19 protein-coding genes are annotated in these 20,135 nt (G+C 74.4%); 17 read left to right on the forward strand and 2 right to left on the reverse strand.

Translation table 11 applies throughout. The features are described from left to right. Positions 1-247 precede the first annotated feature (247 nt). The 15 genes from M0638_RS02555 (at position 248) to M0638_RS02625 (ending at position 16,119) form a co-directional block, all read left to right on the forward strand. Positions 248-676 carry an OmpA family protein gene (locus M0638_RS02555; protein ID WP_248665387.1) on the forward strand — a complete coding sequence of 143 codons (429 nt, stop codon included), beginning with the start codon at positions 248-250 and terminating at the stop codon, positions 674-676. A gap of 156 nt (positions 677-832) precedes the next feature. Then, a complete protein-coding gene (locus M0638_RS02560) occupies positions 833-1,279 on the forward strand; it encodes an OmpA family protein (protein WP_248665388.1) in 447 nt (148 codons plus the stop codon). Positions 1,280-1,411: 132 nt separating this feature from the next. Continuing rightward, positions 1,412-3,301 carry a DNA helicase RecQ gene (gene recQ, locus M0638_RS02565; protein WP_248665389.1) on the forward strand — a complete coding sequence of 630 codons (1,890 nt, stop codon included), beginning with the start codon at positions 1,412-1,414 and terminating at the stop codon, positions 3,299-3,301. A gap of 65 nt (positions 3,302-3,366) precedes the next feature. After that, on the forward strand, positions 3,367-3,564 hold the full coding sequence (locus M0638_RS02570; RefSeq protein ID WP_248665390.1) for a (2Fe-2S)-binding protein: 198 nt from the start codon (positions 3,367-3,369) through the stop codon (positions 3,562-3,564). A 107-nt stretch (positions 3,565-3,671) separates the two neighbouring features. After that, a complete protein-coding gene (bfr, locus tag M0638_RS02575) occupies positions 3,672-4,166 on the forward strand; it encodes a bacterioferritin (RefSeq protein WP_248665391.1) in 495 nt (164 codons plus the stop codon). Positions 4,167-4,533: 367 nt separating this feature from the next. Beyond that, complete coding sequence (locus tag M0638_RS02580; protein WP_248665392.1) at positions 4,534-5,385, forward strand: transglutaminase-like domain-containing protein; 852 nt, start codon at positions 4,534-4,536, stop codon at positions 5,383-5,385. Between the two features lie 315 nt (positions 5,386-5,700). Continuing rightward, a complete protein-coding gene (locus tag M0638_RS02585) occupies positions 5,701-6,591 on the forward strand; it encodes an MBL fold metallo-hydrolase (RefSeq protein ID WP_248665393.1) in 891 nt (296 codons plus the stop codon). Between the two features lie 101 nt (positions 6,592-6,692). Then, complete coding sequence (locus tag M0638_RS02590) at positions 6,693-7,148, forward strand: EVE domain-containing protein (protein WP_248665394.1); 456 nt, start codon at positions 6,693-6,695, stop codon at positions 7,146-7,148. Next, positions 7,145-7,498: a Rieske (2Fe-2S) protein gene (locus M0638_RS02595; RefSeq protein WP_248665395.1), complete on the forward strand. Its 354-nt coding sequence runs from the start codon at positions 7,145-7,147 to the stop codon at positions 7,496-7,498. The genes M0638_RS02590 and M0638_RS02595 overlap by 4 nt, the downstream gene beginning before the upstream one ends. A gap of 187 nt (positions 7,499-7,685) precedes the next feature. Continuing rightward, on the forward strand, positions 7,686-8,039 hold the full coding sequence (locus M0638_RS02600) for a hypothetical protein (protein ID WP_248665396.1): 354 nt from the start codon (positions 7,686-7,688) through the stop codon (positions 8,037-8,039). A 141-nt stretch (positions 8,040-8,180) separates the two neighbouring features. Next, the gene (locus tag M0638_RS02605; protein WP_248665397.1) at positions 8,181-9,332 is read left to right on the forward strand and encodes a YjgN family protein; all 1,152 of its coding nucleotides are present in this window, start codon (positions 8,181-8,183) and stop codon (positions 9,330-9,332) included. A gap of 312 nt (positions 9,333-9,644) precedes the next feature. After that, positions 9,645-11,576 carry an acetate--CoA ligase gene (acs, locus tag M0638_RS02610; RefSeq protein ID WP_248665398.1) on the forward strand — a complete coding sequence of 644 codons (1,932 nt, stop codon included), beginning with the start codon at positions 9,645-9,647 and terminating at the stop codon, positions 11,574-11,576. A 791-nt stretch (positions 11,577-12,367) separates the two neighbouring features. After that, positions 12,368-12,955 carry a sugar transferase gene (locus M0638_RS02615; protein WP_248665399.1) on the forward strand — a complete coding sequence of 196 codons (588 nt, stop codon included), beginning with the start codon at positions 12,368-12,370 and terminating at the stop codon, positions 12,953-12,955. 163 nt (positions 12,956-13,118) lie between these two features. Further along, positions 13,119-14,726, forward strand: coding sequence for a long-chain-fatty-acid--CoA ligase (locus M0638_RS02620; RefSeq protein ID WP_248665400.1), 1,608 nt, complete (start codon positions 13,119-13,121; stop codon positions 14,724-14,726). Positions 14,727-14,913: 187 nt separating this feature from the next. Next, entirely contained in the window at positions 14,914-16,119 is a 1,206-nt protein-coding gene (locus M0638_RS02625; RefSeq protein ID WP_248665401.1) for an LLM class flavin-dependent oxidoreductase, read from the forward strand. A gap of 123 nt (positions 16,120-16,242) precedes the next feature. On the opposite strand, the gene M0638_RS02630 is transcribed toward M0638_RS02625, so the two are convergent. Beyond that, the gene (locus M0638_RS02630) at positions 16,243-16,698 is read right to left on the reverse strand and encodes a YybH family protein (protein WP_248665402.1); all 456 of its coding nucleotides are present in this window, start codon (positions 16,696-16,698) and stop codon (positions 16,243-16,245) included. Positions 16,699-17,133: 435 nt separating this feature from the next. Here M0638_RS02630 and M0638_RS02635 point away from each other — a divergent pair, with 435 nt between their 5' ends. Next, positions 17,134-17,721 (forward strand): 6-pyruvoyl trahydropterin synthase family protein, encoded by a 588-nt coding sequence (locus tag M0638_RS02635; RefSeq protein WP_248665403.1) that lies wholly within the window; start codon positions 17,134-17,136, stop codon positions 17,719-17,721. Next, entirely contained in the window at positions 17,718-18,350 is a 633-nt protein-coding gene (gene queE / locus M0638_RS02640; RefSeq protein ID WP_248665404.1) for a 7-carboxy-7-deazaguanine synthase, read from the forward strand. The genes M0638_RS02635 and queE overlap by 4 nt, the downstream gene beginning before the upstream one ends. A gap of 222 nt (positions 18,351-18,572) precedes the next feature. Here the strand turns inward: queE and hutH are convergent, their stop codons facing one another. Then, entirely contained in the window at positions 18,573-20,120 is a 1,548-nt protein-coding gene (gene hutH, locus M0638_RS02645) for a histidine ammonia-lyase (protein ID WP_248665405.1), read from the reverse strand. Positions 20,121-20,135: the final 15 nt, after the last annotated feature.

Genomic DNA, 20,135 nt, shown 5'->3' on the forward strand with positions numbered 1-20,135 from the left:
ACCGTCCACTCCACGCCGATTCGCCGCCGGACGACCCGGCCCCGCCCCGCCCGATCCGGCGGCCGGTCGCGGCGCGCCCGACGCCCGCAGGGGGGCGCCGAGAGGGCCGCAACGGCGTGCCGAGGGCGTGCCGAGGGCGTGCCGAGGGCGTGCCGAGGGCGTGCCAAGGGCGTGCCAAGGGCGTGATTGACGCGCTGGCGCAACCGTCCTAGTCCGGCCGCCCCTGGAGGTTGGAGACGGCTGCATCATGACCCCGCTTGCCCGCCGCGTGGCGCTCCGCGCCGTCCTCCTCGCCCCGGCGGCTGCCGCCGTGGCGGCCTCCCTGGCCGGCTGCGCCGCGCAGCCCGCCCCCGCCGGCCAGACGCCGCTTCCCGTGGTGTTCTTCACCGAGGACAGCGCCGCGCTGAACGACGCGGCGCTCGGCGTCATCCGCGAGGCCGCCGCCTCCGCCGCCGCCAACCCGCAATCCGCCGTCTACGTGCTCGGCTTCGCCGATCCCGATGGCGGCCGCGCCTTCAACCGCGCCCTGTCCGAGGCGCGGGCGCAGAACGTCGCCAACCAGCTCCGCCAGGAAGGCGTCGCGCCGGCGCGCATCCGCGTGCGGGCGCGCGGCCCGGTGCCGTTCGAGATGTTCCCGCTGGAAAGCCGCCGCGTCGAGATCCGCATCGGCGAGTAGCGCCCGCCGGGGTGGACGCCGCGTCACCGCGCGGCAACCATCCCGCCGCGGCGCGGTTCAGTCCTCGCTTCCGGCGCCGCGCCCCGGCGGCAGGCAGGCCCCTGGCCGGCCGCCGGCGCGACGAATCCGACCGGGACGACGAACCGGATCAGCCAGATGACGGAGACGAAGATGAACGCCCGCCCGCCCGCCGCATCGCCCGCGCTCCAGGGAGCCGCGCCACGCCGGGCCGCGCTGCTCGGCCTCCTCGCCATCGCCGCCTGCGCGCCGCTCAGCTCGCAGCCGGTGCCGGTGGTGTTCTTCACCCAGGCGGGCACCACCATCGACGAGAACGGCATGGTGGTGATCGAGCAGGCGGCGGCCCTGGCGCGGCGCTGGCCGCTCGCCCGCGTGCGGGTGATGGGCTTCGCGGTGGACCGCGCCAACGTGCCCGACGAGCCGCTCATCCGCCTCGCCGAGGAGCGCGCCACCGCCGTCGCCGCCGCGCTGCGGCAGGCCGGCGTCTCGCCGGGCCGCCTCGTCGTGGAGCCGCGCGGCCCGGTGCCCTTCGAGCAGGCGCCGCTGGAGAGCCGCCGCGTCGAGATCCGCATCGGCGACATGTAGCCTTCCCCGGCCCGGCCAGCGCCCGGCCCGGCCGCCGAGGTCGTGATCCCGGCCGGGATTCCGGCCTCGGCCCGGGCCGCTTTTCCGGCCCCCGGCTGACAGGCCCGCCCGGGCGTGGCAGAACCGCCCGTCATGCCCGACATCACAGCGGCGGCGACGCGGCCCGGCCCCGACCCGGCGCAGGACCCGGCGCCCGACCCGGGGACGGTGCTCCACCGCGTCTTCGGCCACGCCGGTTTCCGCGGCCTGCAGGAGCAGGTGATCCGCCACGTCGCCGGCGGCGGCTCCGGCCTCGTCCTGATGCCCACCGGCGGCGGCAAGAGCCTCTGCTACCAGGTTCCCGCCCTCTGCCGGCCCGGGATCGCCGTCGTCGTCTCGCCGCTGATCGCGCTGATGGAGGACCAGGTCGCCGCCATGCGCCAGCAGGGCGTGGCCGCCGGCGCCCTGCACTCCGAGCTGCCCGAGGAGGAGCGCCGCGCGCTGCGCCGGCAGATGCGCGACGGCGCGCTGAAGCTGCTCTACGTCTCGCCCGAGCGGCTGGTGATGGACGGCACGCTGGACGACCTCGCCGCCCGCCGCCTCGCCCTGTTCGCGATCGACGAGGCGCACTGCGTCTCGCAATGGGGCCACCACTTCCGCGCCGAGTACCGCAACCTCGGCGTGCTGGCGACGCGCTTCCCGGAGATACCGCGCCTCGCCCTGACGGCCACCGCCGACCCGCGCACCGTCGAGGACATCCGCCGCCAGCTCGGCCTCGCCGACGCCCTGGTGTTCCGCGGCGGCTTCGACCGCCCCAACATCCGCATCGAGGCCGCCCCGCGCGAGAGCGAGCGCGGCCAGCTGCGCGCCTTCGTCCGCGCCGCCAGCGACCGCTCCGGCGCCGGCATCGTCTACTGCGGCTCCCGCGCCCGCGCCGAGCAGACCGCCGAGTGGCTGCGCGCGGACGGCCACGACGCCATGGCCTTCCACGCCGGCATGGAGGCGGCCGACAAGCGCGCCGCGCACCGCCGCTTCGCCGGCGGCGACGCCGTCATCATGTGCGCCACCATCGCCTTCGGCATGGGCATCGACCGGCCCGACGTGCGCTGGGTGGCGCACCTCTCGCTGCCGGCGACCCCGGAGGGCTGGTACCAGGAGATCGGTCGCGCCGGCCGCGACGGCCTGCCCGCGCGCGCCCTGCTGCTCTACGCCGCGGGCGACATCGCGCTGGCCCGCCACCGCATCGCCGAGAGCCCCGCGCCCGACGAGCAGAAGCGCATCGAGCGGGGCCGGCTGGAGGCGATGATCGGCGTCGCCGAGGCCGCCACCTGCCGCCGGCGCCTGCTGCTGCGCTGCTTCGGCGAGGATCCCGGCCGGGACTGCGGCAATTGCGACGTCTGCCTACACCCGCCGCGCCGCTACGACGGCACGGTGGCGGCGCAGAAGCTGCTCTCGGCGGTGCTGCGCACCGGCCAGCGCTTCGGCGCCAATCACGTGGTGGACGTGCTGGTGGGGCGGCTGACGCCGCGCATCGCCCAGTTCGGCCACGACCGGCTTCCCACCTTCGGCGTCGGGCGGGAGCTGGGCGCGGAGGGCTGGCGCGGCGTCGCCCGCCAGCTCGTCGCCCAGGGCGTGCTGGACCTCGAGGAGGTCGGCGAGCACGGCCACGCCCTCGTCGCCACCGACCAGACCCGCCCGGTGCTGCGCGGCGAGGCGCCGCTGATGCTGCGCGAGGAGCGCCCGACCGCCACCGGCGGCCGTCCGGGCCGCTCCCTCCGGCGCGAGCGCGACCCGGACCGTCCGCGCGCCAGCGTGGCGCTCGGCGAGGCGGACGAGGCGCTGTTCGAGACCTTGCGCGAGTGGCGCAGGGCCGAGGCGCAGTCGCAGGCCGTGCCGCCCTACCTGATCTTCCACGACCGCACCCTGGCCGAGATCGCCGCCCGCCGCCCCGCCAGCGAGGCGGCGCTGGCGGAGGTGCCGGGTGTGGGAGCCAGCAAGCTGGAGCGCTACGGCGCGGCGTTGTTGCGAATACTCAGAGATTGAGAACCACTTGCAATTGGTGCCGGCACTCTGTTAGACCCCGGTCAACAGGAAGCGAGCCGTCACCGATGTACGTCTGCCTCTGCAACGCCATCACCGACCGGGATGTCCGCCGCGTGGCGAGTGAGAACGGCGTCTCCCGCCCGGCCGAGGTGTACGAGGCCTGCGGCTGCCGCGCCCAGTGCGGGCGCTGCGTCAAGATGATGCTCAACATGCTGCGCGGCGAGGGGAACGAGGGTGCCGAGGCGGCGCTGCAGGGCGCCTGATTGCGAATGATTCTGAGAGGGCTTTTCATTAAGCGTTGATATTATTTGGTTTTTTCTGATCGCCGGCGGTGCTATGGGCTCTCCGAGAAATACGGAGTGCCCCTGCCATGCTGCGCGACCCGAAAGTTGTCGAGCATCTCAACACCCAGCTCACCAACGAGCTGACCGCGATCAACCAGTACTTCCTGCATGCCCGCACGCTGCGCCACTGGGGCGTCACGCTGCTCGGCAAGCACGAGTACAAGGAATCGATCGAGGAGATGCACCACGCCGACTGGCTGATCGAGCGCATCCTCTTCCTCGGCGGCCTGCCCAACGTGCAGCGCCTGAACCACATCATGGTGGGCGAGAACGTGGAGGAGATCCTCCGCAACGACCTCGCGCTCGAGGAGAAGGCGATGACCGACCTGCGCGAGGCGATCGCCTATTGCGAGCAGGTGCGCGACTACGTCTCCCGCGACCTGTTCCGCCGCATCCTCGACAACGAGGAGGAGCATGTCGATTTCATCGACCGCCAGTTCGACCTGATCAAGCAGATCGGCATGGAGCGCTACATCCAGCTCAACTCCGCCCCGGCGCCCGAGCAGGCCGAGAGCCACTGACCGGCCCCGGCGGCGGTTCCCGCCGCCGGACGCCGCGCCTCGAGGCCGCGGTCCGTCGCGCCCCGCCACGGCCGGGCCGCCGTGCCGCCCCGCGGCGCGCGGCCGGTCCCAAGGCGGGATCGCCGGGCGTGGCGGGTGTCGCGCCGCGCAACGGGCCGGCGACGCCGCGCGACCATTCCGTCCAACACTGCGTAAGACGCATGCCTGTTCGCGCAGACCCGCATCCATTGCAGGGCCCGGAACCCTGCCATGCGGCATCTCTGCGTCGGATTCGCGGCCGCCTGGGCCAAATAGGGTGAAGGCGCCGCCGTCCCGGTCGCCGCGAAACAACCTGAAGGCCCGTGGGAAACCAGCGGGAGGCAGACCCATGCGCTACGCCGTCAGCTGCGTGCTGAACTACGACGTCCAGGGCAACGCGCCCTTCGTGTTCAACATCGAGGCGCAGAACACCGAGCACCAGAAGGTGCTCGACGAGACCCTGACCATCTCGCCGCAGCTCGCGATCGAGCGCTTCGACATGCCCGAGAGCGGCAACCGCTACTTCCGCCTGCGCGCCGGCCCGGGCCCGCTCAAGGTCGAGTACCGCGCCACCGTCGAGCTGACGCCCGCGACCTTCGACCCCGAGGCGGTGCAGGAGGTCGAGCCCGGCCGCCTGCCGCTGGAGGCGCTGACCCACCTCTACCCCAGCCGCTACATCGAGAGCGACCTGCTGCAGCAATTCGCCAAGCGCGAATTCGGGCACCTCAAGCCCGGCTACCAGCGCGTCGCCGCGATCGCCAACTGGATCTGCGACAACATCGACTACGTGCGCGGCAGCAGCGACGAGAGCACCTCGGCGCGCGACACGCTGATCCAGCGCCAGGGCGTGTGCCGCGACTTCGCGCATCTCGGCATCGCCTTCTGCCGCGGCCTCGGCATCCCGGCGCGCTTCGTCAGCGCCTATGCCTGGCGCCTGCAGCCGCCCGACTTCCACGCCGTGTTCGAGGCGTGGCTGGAAGGCCCGGAGGGCGGCGCCTGGTTCATGTTCGACCCGACCCGCCTCGCCGATTCCGACGGCCTCGTCCGCATGGGCGTCGGCCGCGACGCTGCCGAGGTCGCCTTCTGCTCGCCCTACGGCGAGGCCGATTGCGGCTCGCCCAAGGTGCGCATCGAGGCGCTGGACCGCGACGCGAACACCACCAAGCCGACCACCCGCGCCGTCACCCTCGCCGCCGCCTGAGGCGGACGGCGCGGCCCTCCGGGCCCTTTGCTCCGGCAAGGGGTTCCCGGGGCGGCCGCGCCCCTCGGGAGCGGGATGACCCGGGGGCAGGGGCGGAGAAGGGCAGGGAGCGGCGTCGCCCTGTCGGGCGCCGGGCTCCGATCCGCCCGCCCCCCGCTTCGTCGCCTGCCTCCGGGCCCGACCCCGGACCCACCCCTGGGCTCACCTTCTTGGGCCCACCCCCTTGGGCCCACTCCGGGACCCACCCCTGGGCACGCCCATCCCGTCCGGGCAGGATGCCCCCGGCGCGCCCCGAGGCGCGCCGGAGGAAATCCGATGAGCATCCCCTTCCGGCGCGACGACGCGCTCCCGCCCGGCGCCGTGGAGCAGGTCTCCCCGCTGGTCCGCCGCGTCCTCTGCGACAACCCCTCCGCCTTCACCTTCCGCGGCACCAACACCTGGATCATCGGCCGCGGCCGCGTCGCCGTGCTCGATCCCGGCCCCGAGGATGCCGCCCACCACGACGCCCTGCTGCGCGCCCTGGACGGCGAGACCGTCACCCACATCCTCGTCTCCCACACCCATCGCGACCACTCGCCCGGCGCCGCCGCGCTGAAGGCGGCGACCGGCGCGCCGACGCTCGGCTTCGGCCCGCACCTCACCCCGCCCGACCGGGGCGGCGAGGGCGGCGACCACGGCTTCGTGCCCGACCGGCGCCTCGCCGACGGCGAGTGGGTGCAGGGCGAGGGCTGGCGGCTCCAGGCGCTGCACACGCCCGGCCACTGCGCCAACCACCTCTGCTTCGCGCTGGACGAGGAGGGCACGCTGTTCAGCGCCGACCTCGTCATGTCCTGGTCCACCAGCGTCGTCTCGCCGCCGGACGGCGACATGGCGGACTACATGGCCAGCCTCGCCCGCCTGCTCGGCCGCGCCGACCGGCGCTACGCCCCCGGCCACGGCCCGCTCCTGCCCGAGCCGCTCGCCTTCGTGGCCGCCCTGGCCGAGCACCGGCGGGAGCGCGAGGCCGCCATCCTCGCGGCACTCGGCGCCGCCGGCCGCGCCGACGCGGCGGCGCTGGTGCCGCCCGTCTACGGCCCGTCGCTCGACCCGCGCCTCGTCCCCGCCGCCGCGCGCTCGCTGCTGGCGCACCTCGTCAAGCTGGAGCGGGAGGCGGCCGTGCGCCGGGAGGGCGAGGCCTGGCTGCCCGGGGGGACGCCCCGGGGCTGACAGCGGCCCCGGCGGCCGCGACCGTCGCCGCCTCTTGCCCGCCTCCCGTTTCCCGCGCAGACCTCGGCCGGCCGCGCCCGGCGGCGGACAGGGAAGCAGGCATGGCCCACTGGCTGGTGAAATCCGAACCCGCGGCCTTCTCCTGGGACGACCAGGTGCGCAACGGCACTGAGGCGTGGACGGGCGTGCGCAACGCCCTGGCGGCGCGGAACCTGCGGGCCATGCGCCGCGGCGACCTCGCCTTCTTCTACCACTCCGTCACCGGCAAGGCGGTGGTCGGCATCGTCGAGATCGTCCGCGAGGCCTATCCCGACCCCACCGACGCCACCGGCCGCTGGGCCTGCGTCGACGTCCGTGCCGTCGCGCCGCTGCCCGCGCCCGTCACCCTGGCCGCGATCCGCGCCGAGCCCGCCCTGGCCGGGCTGCCGCTGATCCGCCAGTCGCGCCTCTCCGTGCTGCCGGTCACGCCGGCGCAATGGGCCGTGATCGCCCGCATGGGCGGCCTGCCCGCCGGACTCCCCGCCGAACTCCCCGCCGCCTGGCCCGTACCCGCATGAGCGCGCCGACCGAGCGGGTGCTCTGCCGCCTCGACGAGATCCCCGATGGCGGCGCCCGTGGCTTCGGCGCGGCGCCCGGCGGCTTCACCGGCCTGTTCGCGGTGCGCCGCGGCGAGCGTGCCTTCGTCTTCGTCAATTCCTGCCCGCATATCGGCGTGCCGCTGGAGATCGTCCCCGACCGCTTCCTCGATGCGCGGGGGGAGCTGATCGTCTGCAGCGTCCACGGCGCCCGCTTCCGCGTCGCGGACGGGCTCTGCGTCGCCGGCCCCTGCCTCGGCGATTCGCTGGAGGCGGTCCCGTCGCGCGTCCAGGACGGCCGGCTGCTGGTGCCCGCCGATTCCGGCCTCTGACGAGCCTTTCTGCCGGGCGCGACGGCGCCGCTTCGGCGGGACCGGCGGGCGCGACCGTGGGCGACGGGTGGCGCGGCGCTGTTACCGCGCGTCACCCTGTGCCCAGGTGTCACCACTTTTTCATCCGCCGGCCGCCATGCCGGCCGGGTTGGATGATCGCATGACAGATGGAGGAAAGGACGCCGCCATGTCGCCGGTAACGTCGCTCCCACGCCGCCTCGCCCTGGCCGCCGCGCTGGTGCTCGGCATCGCCGCCACCGTTCCCGCCGCCCAGGCAGCCAATGGAGCGGCCAATGGAGCGGTCAGTGGATGGGCCGATGGACCGGTCGGCGCCGTGCCTGCCGTTGCCACGACGGCCGGCGCCGAGGTGCTGCCCGTCCAGTACTACGGCCCGCCGCGCGGCTACTACCGCCCGCCGCCGCCGCCCCCGCCGCGCTATGGCGGCTACGGCGGCTACTACCGCCCGCACTGGCACCGTCCGCCGCCCCCGCCGCCGCGCGGCTACTACCGTCCGCCGCCGCGCCCCTACTACTATCGCTGAGTCGGCCGCCATCTCCGGGCCGGGGCGGCCACCCCGGCCCGCATGGCCTGTGAATCTCTTCACAGACCCCTCGACACGGCAGCGATACGGAATCCCCGGCCGGCGACGCGCATCCCGCGCGCGCCGGGCCGGAGAGACCGCATGCCCGACGCCCCTGGCCCCGCCCGGCCGCGCATCACCTATGACGGCCGGCCGGGCGAGCTGTTCAGCCTCTGGCTCGTCAACCTGCTGCTGACCGCCGTCACCCTCGGCGTCTACCGCTTCTGGGCCCGTGCCCGCACCCGCCGCTACCTCTGGTCCCACCTCGCCGTGGACGGTCACCGCTTCGCGTACACCGGCACCGGCGGCGAGCTGTTCCGCGGCTTCCTCCTCGCGCTCCTCGGCGTGCTGGTGCCGGCCCTCCTCGTCGTCCTCGCGGCCCCGCTCGTGCTGCCCGAGCCGCTGGTCCCCCTGGCGATCCTGGCGGTCTACGCCGCCCTCCTGCCGCTCGGCCTGTTCGGCGTGTTCACCGCGCGCCGGTACCTGATGCGCCGCACCGTGCTGCGCGGCATCGCCTTCGAGCAGGGCGGATCCGCCTGGGACTACGCCTTCCGCATGACCGGCCGCCTGCTGCTCACCGCCGTCACCCTCGGCTTGCACGGCCCCTGGATGATCGCCGCCTCGCTGCGCCGCACCGTCGGGGCCACCCGCCATGGCGGCACCGAATTCCGCTTCGACGGCGAGGGCGGGGAGCTGCTCGGCTGGGCCCTCCTCTGCGGCGTCCTCGGCGCCACGGTGATGGGCCTCGCCCTCCTGCTCGCCATGCCCACGCTCGTCCAGGCCGGCGCCATGCTCGGCGGCGCCTCGCCTGGCGAGGGGCTGGGCGCGGGCAGCCCGTTCCGCGCCGACCCGGACCGGCTCGCCTTCCTCCTCCTCGGCGCCGGCGCGCCGCTGCTGGCCGGCTACCTCGTCGCGATCGCCCTCGGCGCCGTCGTCTGGCAGGCCGTGACGTGGCGCTTCCTCGTCGAGCACACCCTCGTCGGGAACGCCGGCACCGGCGCGGCCCGGCTCGACCTCGCCACCGGCCTCGGCGGCATCATGGGCAGCATCGCGTCGAACGCGCTGATCGTGGTGCTGAGCCTCGGCCTGCTGACGCCGATCGCGCAGCACCGCTGGATGCGTTTCGCCACCCGCACCCTGGTGCTGGACGGCCGCCTCGACCTCGACCGCGCCGTCCCGCGCCAGGTCCCGCGCGGCCCCGGCCATGGCGAGGGGCTGGCCGATGCCTTCGGCGTCGGCGCCGCCGCCCTCTGATCCCCGCGCGCCGGCCGGCGGCATCGCCGGTCGGCCGGCCGCGCGTGCCCCGGTGCCGGCATCCCGCCTCGCCCGGCCCGCCCGGCAGGTTCCTCGCCAGGGGCGCCGCCGCACCCCGTGCCGCCCGAGGCCCGGCGGCGCCCTGCGGTCCCCCGGCCACGTCTCATCCCTGCGACACCCCGCCGGGGCGCCCCCGCGCCCTCGTTGCGTCCCCGATTGACGCTTTCCAGGCCGATGCCCACTCTCCCCGGCAAGTGCCGACCACCCGCATGCCCCGCCCCGGGCGGCGGGCTCGCGCCGCAGGAGGAATGCATGTCCGACGACAGCCTGATCGCCGTGAAGCCCGAGATCGCCGCCCGCGCCCTGGTGAACGCGGAGCAGTACGCCGCGATGAGCCGTGCCGCCGTCGAGGACCCGGAAGCCTTCTGGCGCGGCCAGCTCGGCCGCCTCGCCTGGATGCGCGAGCCGACGCGCATGAAGAACACCAGCTTCGAGGGCGACGTCTCGATCCGCTGGTTCGAGGACGGCATGCTCAACCTCACCGTCTCCTGCCTCGACCGCCACCTCGCGCGCGACGGCGACCGCACCGCCATCATCTGGGAAGGCGACGACCCGAACAGCCAGGCGCACGTCACCTACCGCCAGTTGCACGAGCGCGTCTGCCGCCTCGGCAACGTGCTGCGCGACCTCGGCGTGAAGAAGGGCGACCGCGTCTGCATCTACCTGCCGATGATCGTCGAGGCCGCCGTCGCCATGCTCGCCTGCGCCCGCATCGGCGCGGTGCATTCCATCGTCTTCGGCGGCTTCTCGCCCGACAGCCTCGCGACCCGCGTCGAGGATTGCGGCGCCACCGTGCTGATCACCGCCGACGAGGGTCGCCGCGGCGGCCGCCGCGTGCCGCTCAAGAAGAACGCCGACGTGGCGCTGGAATCCTGCCCCGGCGTGCGCCACGTCATCGTCGCCCGCGCGACCGGCGGCACGGTCGCGATGCAGGAAGGCCGCGACCTCTGGTGGGACGAGGCCTGCGACAAGGCCTCGGCCGAGTGCCAGCCCGAGCCGATGGGCGCCGAGGACCCGCTCTTCATCCTCTACACCTCGGGCTCCACCGGCAAGCCGAAGGGCGTGCTGCACACCACCGCCGGCTACCTGATGTGGGCGAGCTACACGCACGAGCTGGTCTTCGACTACCGCCCCGGCGAGATCTACTGGTGCACGGCGGATGTCGGCTGGGTCACCGGCCACACATACATCGTCTACGGCCCGCTCGCGAACGGCGCGACGACGCTGATGTTCGAGGGCATCCCGAACTACCCCGACACCTCGCGCTTCTGGCAGGTGATCGACAAGCACAAGGTCAACATCTTCTACACCGCGCCGACCGCCATCCGCTCGCTGATGCGGGAAGGCGAGGGGCCGGTGAAGAAGACCAGCCGCGCCTCGCTCCGCGTCCTCGGCAGCGTCGGCGAGCCGATCAACCCCGAGGCCTGGCTCTGGTACTACCGCGTCGTCGGCGACGAGCGCTGCCCGATCGTCGACACCTGGTGGCAGACCGAGACCGGCGGCATCCTGATCTCGCCGCTCCCCGGCGCCGTGGCGCAGAAGCCCGGCTCCGCCACCCTGCCGCTGCCCGGCGTGCAGCCCGCGCTGGTGGACGGCGAGGGCAACCTGCTGGAAGGTGCGACCGAGGGCAACCTCGTCATCCTCGACAGCTGGCCCGGCCAGATGCGCACCGTGTTCGGCGACCACGAGCGCTTCGTGCAGACCTACTTCTCGACCTTCCCCGGCAAGTACTTCACCGGCGACGGCGCGCGCCGCGACGCGGACGGCTACTACTGGATCACCGGCCGCGTCGACGACGTGCTCAACGTCTCCGGCCACCGCATGGGCACGGCCGAGATCGAGAGCGCGCTGGTGGCGCATCCCAAGGTCGCCGAGGCCGCCGTGGTCGGCATGCCGCACGACATCAAGGGTCAGGGCATCTACGCCTACGTCACCCTGATCGCCGAGGAGGAGCCGACCGAGGCGCTGCGCAAGGAGCTGGTGGCCTGGGTGAGGAAGGAGATCGGCCCGATCGCCTCGCCGGACGCCATCCAGTGGGCCCCCGGCCTGCCCAAGACGCGCTCGGGCAAGATCATGCGCCGCATCCTGCGCAAGATCGCCGCCAACGAGATCGACAGCCTCGGCGACACCTCCACCCTGGCCGATCCGGCCGTGGTGGAGGAACTCGTCGCCAACCGCGTCTGACCCCGCCGCGGCCGTGCTCCCCGGGCGCGGCCGCGTCTCCCCGCCGCATCCCCCGGCCGATCCCCGGGTCGGCGCGTCCTACCGCCATGCCCCCCGCCATGCCCCTGGCCAGGGCGGTGGCGAACCGTGGTGCGGCCGGCCTGCCTTCCGCCGCCGGAGCTCTCGCTCCCGCGCCGCCGGGCGTCGCCGCCCGCCGGCGATTCGGTCCGTCACCCCGCCCGGCTTCACTCCCGGCCTTGTTCCCTCGGCTTCTCCTCTCGGTCTCTCCCCTGGGCTGATCCTTCGGGCTGATCCTTCGGGCCGGCCGCGCCGGGCGGCGGGTCGCGGCGGCCCGTCGCTTCGTGTATCCGTGAGGGCGACGCACCCGCCCGTCGCGCGGCCACCGCCGACGGTCCGCCGCCGCCATCAGCCTTCGCGGCCCGGTCGCAGCATGTCGCGCCAGATCGCTGCGGGGACATCATAACGGATTTGTATACAACCCTAGGGCGGTGATCCGCGCACCTTTTGTAAGCTTTCTCACAAACCTGTGGATAGTCGCCCTAAACTCAAAATTAAGATTTTCTGCGCAAGACGTACATGGCACAAGGGAGGTGCTGCGGTGCAAGAGGACGCTGCGGCGCGCCGGCCATGCCCTCGCCGGCGTCGACTTACAGCACCCTTCAAGCAGGACCGGCATGAACCAGTTCCAAGCCCTGCGTCGCGCGACCGCGGACATGACGATGGCTCGCCAGCAGCCGATGCGGCCCTCGCGACGTCTGCGCGCCTCGATCCGCCCCTCCCTGAAGCGGTGCATGGATATCGTCGGGGCCGCGACGATCCTGGCCGCGCTGCTGCCGTTGATGCTCGTGATCGCCGGGCTGGTGGCGCTGGATGGCGGGCCGGTGCTGTTCGCGCATCAGCGCGTGGGGCGCGGCGGCCGCGCCTTCGGCTGCCTCAAGTTCCGCACCATGGTGCCGCAGGCCGAGGCCCGGCTCGACGCGCTCCTGCGCGGCGATCCGCTGCTCCGCGCGGAGTGGGAGGAAACCCGCAAGCTGCGCCGCGATCCCCGCGTCACGACGATCGGCCGCCTGCTCCGCGTCTCGTCGATGGACGAGCTGCCGCAGCTCATCAACGTGCTGCGCGGCCAGATGAGCCTGGTGGGGCCGCGGCCGGTGGTGCAGCGCGAGCTGGACGAGCACTACGGCCGCTTCGCCGCCGACTACCTCGCCGTCCGTCCCGGCATCACGGGACCCTGGCAGGTGAGCGGCCGCAGCGACACCAGCTACAGCGACCGGGTGGCGCTGGATGTCGGGTATGTCCGCCGCCTCTCGCTGCGCCGCGACGTCCGGATCCTGTTCCAGACCGTGCGGGCGGTCCTGATCGGCCGCGGCGCCTGCTGATCGCCTGACGGCGGCCGGCACGGCCCCGCCGATCCGGCCGCTTCCCGCGCCGGCGCCGTCAGGCAGGGTACCGCTGGGCAAGGTACCTTTGGGCAAGGCACCGCTGGACGGACCTCCCGCGCATCGTTCACCCTGCGCCCGACCAGGGAACCGGGAGGAAGCGATGCTTGGGATGATGATGGACGTGCCGCTGCTGGTGCCGTCCATCCTGCGCCATGCCGCGCGCTGGCACGCGGACACGGAGATCGTCTCGCGCGACGCCGAGGGCGCGATCCACCGCACCAGCTATGCCGCCCTCTGGGCCCGCTGCCACCGCCTCGCCAACGCGCTGGAGCGGCTCGGCCTGCGCCCGGGCGACCGCGTCGGCACGCTGGCCTGGAACGGCCACCGGCACCTGGAGCTGTACTACGGCGTGGGCGGGGCCGGCATGGTCTGCCACACCATCAACCCGCGCCTCTTCCCCGAGCAGATCGGCTTCATCGTCGAGGACGCGGCCGATTCCGTCCTCTGCGTCGATCCCGGCCTGGTGCCGCTGCTGGAGGGCATCGCGAAGCACCTCGGCGGCGTCCGCGCCATCGTGGTGCTGACGGAGGCGGCGCGTATGCCGCGCTCGGACATCCTGCCCGGCCTGCTCTGCTACGAGACCCTGCTGGAAGCCGAGGGCGAGGACTACGAGTGGCCGGCCCTCGACGAGAACGGCGCCTGCGGCCTCTGCTACACTTCCGGCACCACCGGCAACCCGAAGGGCGTGCTGTACAGCCACCGCTCCACCGTGCTGCACGCCATGTCGGTCGGCCTGCCGGACGTGTTCGGCCTCTCCGCCACCTCCGTGGTGATGCCGGTGGTGCCGATGTTCCACGTCAACGCCTGGGGCCTGCCCTACGCCGTGCCGCTGACCGGCGGCAAGCTGGTGCTGCCCGGCCCGAAGCTCGACGGCGCCAGCCTGCACGCGCTGATCGTGGAGGAGGGCGTCACCTTCACGGCCGGCGTGCCGACGGTGTGGATGGGGCTGCTCGACTGGGTGCGCGCCAACGGGAAGGACATCGCGCCGCTGGGCCGCGTGGTGATCGGCGGCTCCGCCTGCCCGCCGGTGATGATCGAGCGCTTCGCCGCGCTCGGCGCCGAGGTGCGCCATGCCTGGGGCATGACCGAGACCAGCCCGCTCGGCGCGGTCAGCGTGCCCAAGGCGGGGCAGGGGGCGCTGACGCCCGAGGCGCGGCTCGCCCTGTCCACCAAGCAGGGCCGGCCCTTCTTCGGCATCGACCTGCGCGCCGTGGATTCCGAGGGGCGGGACGTCCCGTGGGACGGCGCCACCTACGGCGCGCTGCTGGCGCGCGGCCCCTGGGTCTGCGCCGGCTATCTCGGCCTCGCGGAGAGCCCGGCGCATGCCCGCGCGGGCTGGTTCGAGACCGGCGACGTGGTGACGATCGACCCCGACGGCTTCGTGCAGATCGTCGACCGCACCAAGGACGTCATCAAGTCCGGCGGCGAGTGGATCTCCTCGATCGACCTCGAGAACATCGCCGTCGCGCACCCGGAGGTGCAGGAGGCGGCGGCGGTGGCGCGGCCCGATGCGCGCTGGGGCGAGCGGCCGCTGCTGGTGGTGGTGCCGCGCCCCGGCGCCAGCCCGGACCCCGCCGCCATCCGCGCCTTCTTTGAAGGCAAGGTGGCGAAGTGGTGCATCCCGGACGAGGTGCGCGTGGTCGAATCGCTGCCGCACACCGCGACGGGCAAGCTGCTGAAGTCGCGCATCCGGGAGATGCTCGGGTAGCATCCCCGCCGGCCTGGGCCGTCCCTTGGGGCCGTCCCTTGGGGCCATCCCTTGGGGTCATTCCCTCGGGACGGGCGCCATCGGTTCCCGGTCACGGGCGCGCCGGCGACGTATCGGTGCCGCCGCCCGGTTGCCCCGGCGCCGGCGCGCCGTCATGCTGCCGGCAACGACCGGGGAGACGGACGGGATGGCCCATGCGGGCTTGCGCTTCGGCATCTTCATGGCGCCGTTCCATCGCGTCGGCGACAACCCGACGCTCTCGCTGGCGCGCGACCTGGAGCTGATCCAGTGGCTCGACCATCTCGGCTACGACGAGGCCTGGATCGGCGAGCACCATTCCGCGGGCTGGGAGATCATCGCCTCGCCCGAGGTGTTCATCGCCGCCGCCGCCGAGCGCACGCGCCACATCCGCCTCGGCTCCGGCGTCACCAGCCTGCCCTACCACCACCCGCTGCTGGTGGCGCAGCGCTTCGTGCAGCTCGACCACATGACGCGCGGCCGCGTCATGCTCGGCTGCGGCCCCGGCGCGCTGGTCTCCGACGCCTACATGCTGGGCATCGACCCGAAGGACCAGCGCCGGCGCATGGAGGAGTCGCTGGAAGCGATCCTGCGCCTGCTGGCCGACGAGGAGCCGGTCACGATGAAGACCGACTGGTTCGAGCTGCGCGAGGCGCGGCTGCACCTCGCCCCCTACACCCACCCGCGCTTCCCGGTCTCGGTGGCCAGCTCCACCACCCCCTCCGGTGCCCTGGCCGCCGGGCGGCACGGGCTCGGCCTGCTCTCGCTCGGCGCCGGCCTGCCGGGCGGGCCGCAGAAGCTCGGCGAGTCCTGGCGCACCGCCGAGGACGAGGCGGCGCGCCACGGCAAGCGGGTGGACCGCGCCGACTGGCGCCTCGTCGTCAACCTGCACTGCGCGGAGGAGGACGAGCAGGCCTTCCGCGAGGTGAAGCTCGGCGAGCGGCTGGAGACGCTGAGCTACTTCGCCGAGACGCTGGGCCGCCCGCCCGGCCGCTCCGAGGACCCGCTGCGCGACGGGCTGGCCGCCGGCTCCACCCTGATCGGCTCGCCCGACACCGTCGCCGCCGGCATCGAGCGGCTGCTCTCCTTCACCGAGGGCGGCGCCGGCGGCGTGCTGTTCCGCGCCCATGACTGGGCCAACCGCGAGCAGACCATGCGCTCCTACGAGCTGTTCGCCCGCTGGGTGATGCCGCGCTTCCAGGGCTCGCTCGCGGCGCCCGCCGGCTCGCGCGAATGGGTCAGCGGCCAGCGCAGCGCCATCTTCGCGCCCAACCTGGAGGCGCTGAAGCGCGCCTTCGTCGAGGCGGGCCGCCCGGTGCCGGAGCACATCCGGCTGCAACTGGAGACGGGGCGCTTCGAGACGCCGAAGGGGTGAGGGGCGGGGCCGGCGCCGCGCCGGGGGGCGAGGGGGCCAAGCCCGCTGCGGAATCCCCGCCTGCCCGGACCGGGTCGAAGGCTCCCGCCGGCCCGGGTCGGCGCACCCGCCGGGCCGGCCGGATCAGCTCCGCGCCGGCTTGCTGCCGTGCGAGCGGTCCGGGGTGCCGCGGAACAGCGACATGTGGGTGTGGGTCGCGACCCAGGGGTCCCCCACCTTCGCGCGGGCGAAGGAGACGGTGGCGCGGCCCGGCCGGTCGAATTCCGTGCCGTCAGGCCGGTAGCCGGTCGAGTCCCACACCGCCATGCCCACGGCGAAGAGCCGGTCGGGCGAGACCTGGGCGCGCACGTCGTCGAGCTTCCAGCGGAAGCCCTCGATCGTGCCCCAGACGTTGCGCCACTGGTGCTGCTCGGTGGCGGGCTGGCCCTCCAGGAAGTCGCTGAAGGTGCCGAAGGCGATCATGTCCGGCGCGAAGAGGTGGCGCGCGGCGGCGAAGTCCACGGCCTGGACGTGGTCGGAGAGTTCCTTGAACCAGGCGCGGACCAGGGCGAGGTCCTCGGGCGGTGCGTCGTTGCTCATGGGCTGTTCCGTGCTGGCGGCCGGCGGCCGCGACGGGGCCGAGGATGCCCCGGCGGCGGCGCGGCGTGAACACCGCCCCATGGCCGGGGCGTGGCCGGGGCGTGGCCGGGGGCGTGCGGAGGGGGGCGCTCCGCCGGATGGCGTTGCCGGGCCGCGTGGCCGGCGCGATGGCGGGCACGGCACCATGGCGGCCGTCGGGCGCGGGACATCCGGCATGGTGCATCGGGCGCGGGGCGTCGGGCCGCGCCGCCGGCATCGCCCCCGTGCGCATCCGCCGCTTGATGCGGCGCGGCAGACCTGCCAACTCGGGACCATGCGCGGGCCGGCGCCGGCCGGACCCCGCTCATCAGGCCCCCTGGCCCCCCCTTGGCCCCCCCCTGGCCGCGGCCCCCTCGGCGGGTCGTGGCGGCGTCCGCGGCAGCGAGTTCGGAGAGCATGTTCAGCCTGGAGTTCAGCCGCCGCTACAGCATGGCGCACCGGCTGCGGGCCGGCGCGGCGCCACGCTGCGCCGTGCCGCACGGCCACAACGAGACGGTGACGGTGCGCCTCCAGGCCACCCGCCCGGCGCCGCTGGACGGGCAGGCCAACATGGTCGAGCCCTTCGAGCGGGCCAAGGCGCGCTGGCACCGCTGGATCGACGAGCGGGTGGACCACGCCCTCCAGCTCGGCGCCGCCGACCCGCTGGTCGGCTGGTTCCGCGCCGAGGAGCCCGAGCACCTGCCGCGCCTGCTGGTCACGCCCGGGGACCCGACCACCGAGGTGCTGTGCTGCCTGTTCATGGCCAAGCTCAATGCCTTCCTGGCCGCCGATGGCGGCCGGCTGCGCTGCGCCGCGCTGCGCATCGAGGAGACGCCCACCAACGCGGTCTCCTTCGACGGTGACCCGCTGGCCATGCTGCCGGAGGCGGCACCCGGCTTCCTGCCCTGGTGGCGGCGGCCGGACCTCAGCATCAACGACCTGCTGCCGGCCCCCGACGACGCGGCGGCGCCGGCTCGGGTGACTCTGCGGGCGGCCGTGGCGTGAGCTACGCGGTCAAGGAGATCTTCGCGACCCTCCAGGGGGAGGGGGCGCAGGCCGGCCGGGCCGCGGTGTTCTGCCGCTTCGCCGGCTGCAATCTCTGGTCCGGGCGCGAGGAGGACCGCGCCGCGGCCGCCTGCCGCTTCTGCGACACGGACTTCGTCGGCCTGGACGGGCCGGGCGGCGGCCGCTTCGCCGATGCCGCCGCGCTGGCCGGCGCCATCCTGCGCGCCTGGCCGGGCGGTGCCGCCCGCCGCTTCGTGGTCGTGACCGGCGGCGAGCCGCTGCTGCAGCTCGACGCGCCGCTGATCGACGCGCTCCACGCCGAGGGCTTCGAGATCGCGGTGGAGAGCAACGGCACCGTGGCGCCGCCGCCGGGCATCGACTGGCTCTGCGTCAGCCCCAAGGCCGGCACGACGCTGGCGGTGCGCGGCGGGCAGGAGCTGAAGCTGGTCTACCCGCAGCCCGGCCTGCCGCCGGAGGCGCTGGACGGGCTGGAATTCGGCCACCGCTTCCTCCAGCCGATGGACGGGCCGGAACGCGAGGCCAACACCGGGGCGGCGATGCGCTACTGCCTGGAACACCCGGAATGGCGGCTCTCGGTGCAGGTGCACAAGCTGGTGGGGTTCGCCTGACGGCATCGGGGTTTTCGGGGCGCTGCCCCGGACCCCGCCAGGGAAGGCGCTGCCTTCCCTGGACCCATCCGCCGGGGCCGGGAGGCCCCGGACCCCATTCGTTCGAGGTCGTGGCGGTTCAGACGCAAATACCTGAATTCAAAGGGGTTTCCAAAGGGGCTTCGCCCTTTGGCGGGGTCCGGGGCAAAGCCCCGGCGGCATCCGCGAACGCCGCGCCGACCGTCAGCCCAGCCCCGCCAGCCCCACGAACGCCCCCGCCTCCACCAGCGCCTTCGCCGCCGCGATGTCCGGCGCCATCACCCGGTCCGCCTCCCACGCCGCCGCGCCGCGCACCAGCGCATGGGCCGCCTCCAGCGGCGCCGAGGAGCGCAGCGGGCGGTGGAATTCCAGCCCCTGCGCCGCCGCCAGCAGCTCGATGGCCAGGATGCCGGCCAGGTTGTCCGCCATCTCCAGCACCCGCAGCGCGGCGCCGGGCGCCATGGAGACGTGGTCCTCCTGGTTGGCCGAGGTCGGGATGCTGTCGGCCGAGCGCGGCGCGGCGAGGGCCTTGTTCTCCGAGGCGAGGGCGGCGGCCGTCACCTGGGCCAGCATGAAGCCGGAATTCAGCCCGCCCTCGGCCACCAGGAAGGCGGGCAGGCCGGAAAGCGCCGGATCGGTCAGCAGGGCGATGCGCCGCTCGCTGATCGCGCCGAGCTGGGCGAGCGCCAGCGCCAGCGTGTCGGCGGCGAGCGAAACCGGGGCGGCGTGGAAATTGCCGCCCGAGAGCACCGCGCCGTCCTCGGTGACCAGCGGGTTGTCGGTGACGGCGTTGGCCTCGCGCCCCAGCACGGCGGCGGCATGGTCGAGCAGGTCCAGCGCCGCCCCCGCCACCTGCGGCTGGCAGCGCAGCGAGTAGGGGTCCTGCACGCGCGGGTCGCCTTCACGGTGGCTCTCGCGGATCGCCGAGCCGGCCAGCAGCCCGCGCAGCGCGGCCGCGACGCGCTCCTGGCCGGGCTGGCCGCGCAGCGCGTGGATGCGCGGGTCGAAGGGCGTGTCGCTGCCGCGCGCCGCGTCGGTGGACAGGGCGCCGGCGACCAGGGCGGTGCGCAGCAGGTCCTCGGCGGCGAACAGGCCGGCGAGCGCCAGGGCGGTGGAGACCTGGGTGCCGTTCAGCAGCGCCAGCCCCTCCTTGGGGCCGAGTTCGAGGGGGGCCACGCCGGCGCGTGCCAGGGCCTGGGCGCCGGGCAGGGCGGCCTCGCCGTGGAATGCCTCGCCCTCGCCGATCAGCACCAGCGAGAGATGCGCGAGCGGCGCGAGGTCGCCCGAGGCGCCGACCGAGCCGCGCGCCGGGATCGCCGGCAGCACGCCCGCCTCCAGCAGCGCCAGCAGCGCGCCCACCACCTCGGGCCGCACGCCGGAGGCGCCGCGCGCGAGGGAAAGGGCCTTCAGCGCCAGGATCAGCCGCACCACCGGCGCCGGCAGCAGCGGCCCGGTGCCGGCGGCGTGCGAGCGGACGAGGTTGCGCTGCAATTGCGCGAGCTGCTCCGGCGCGATCCGGGTGCCGGCCAGCTTGCCGAAGCCGGTGTTGACGCCGTAGAGCGCCGCCCCCGTGCCGAGCGCCGCCCGCAGCGCCCCGGCCGAGCGCGCCACCGGCGCCTCCCAGCCCGGCGCGAGGGCGAGCGGGGCGCCGGCCGCCACGGCCCGGAGCTGGTGCAGCGTCGCCTGTCCCGGCGTGGCGGTGACGGGCGTGATCGGAACGTCAGGCCGGGGCCTGTAGGATGTGCCGCGCATGCGCGCAGCATGGCG

The organism is Roseomonas acroporae, from assembly GCF_023223525.1.
Classification (GTDB): Bacteria; Pseudomonadota; Alphaproteobacteria; order Acetobacterales; family Acetobacteraceae; genus Roseomonas_E; species Roseomonas_E acroporae.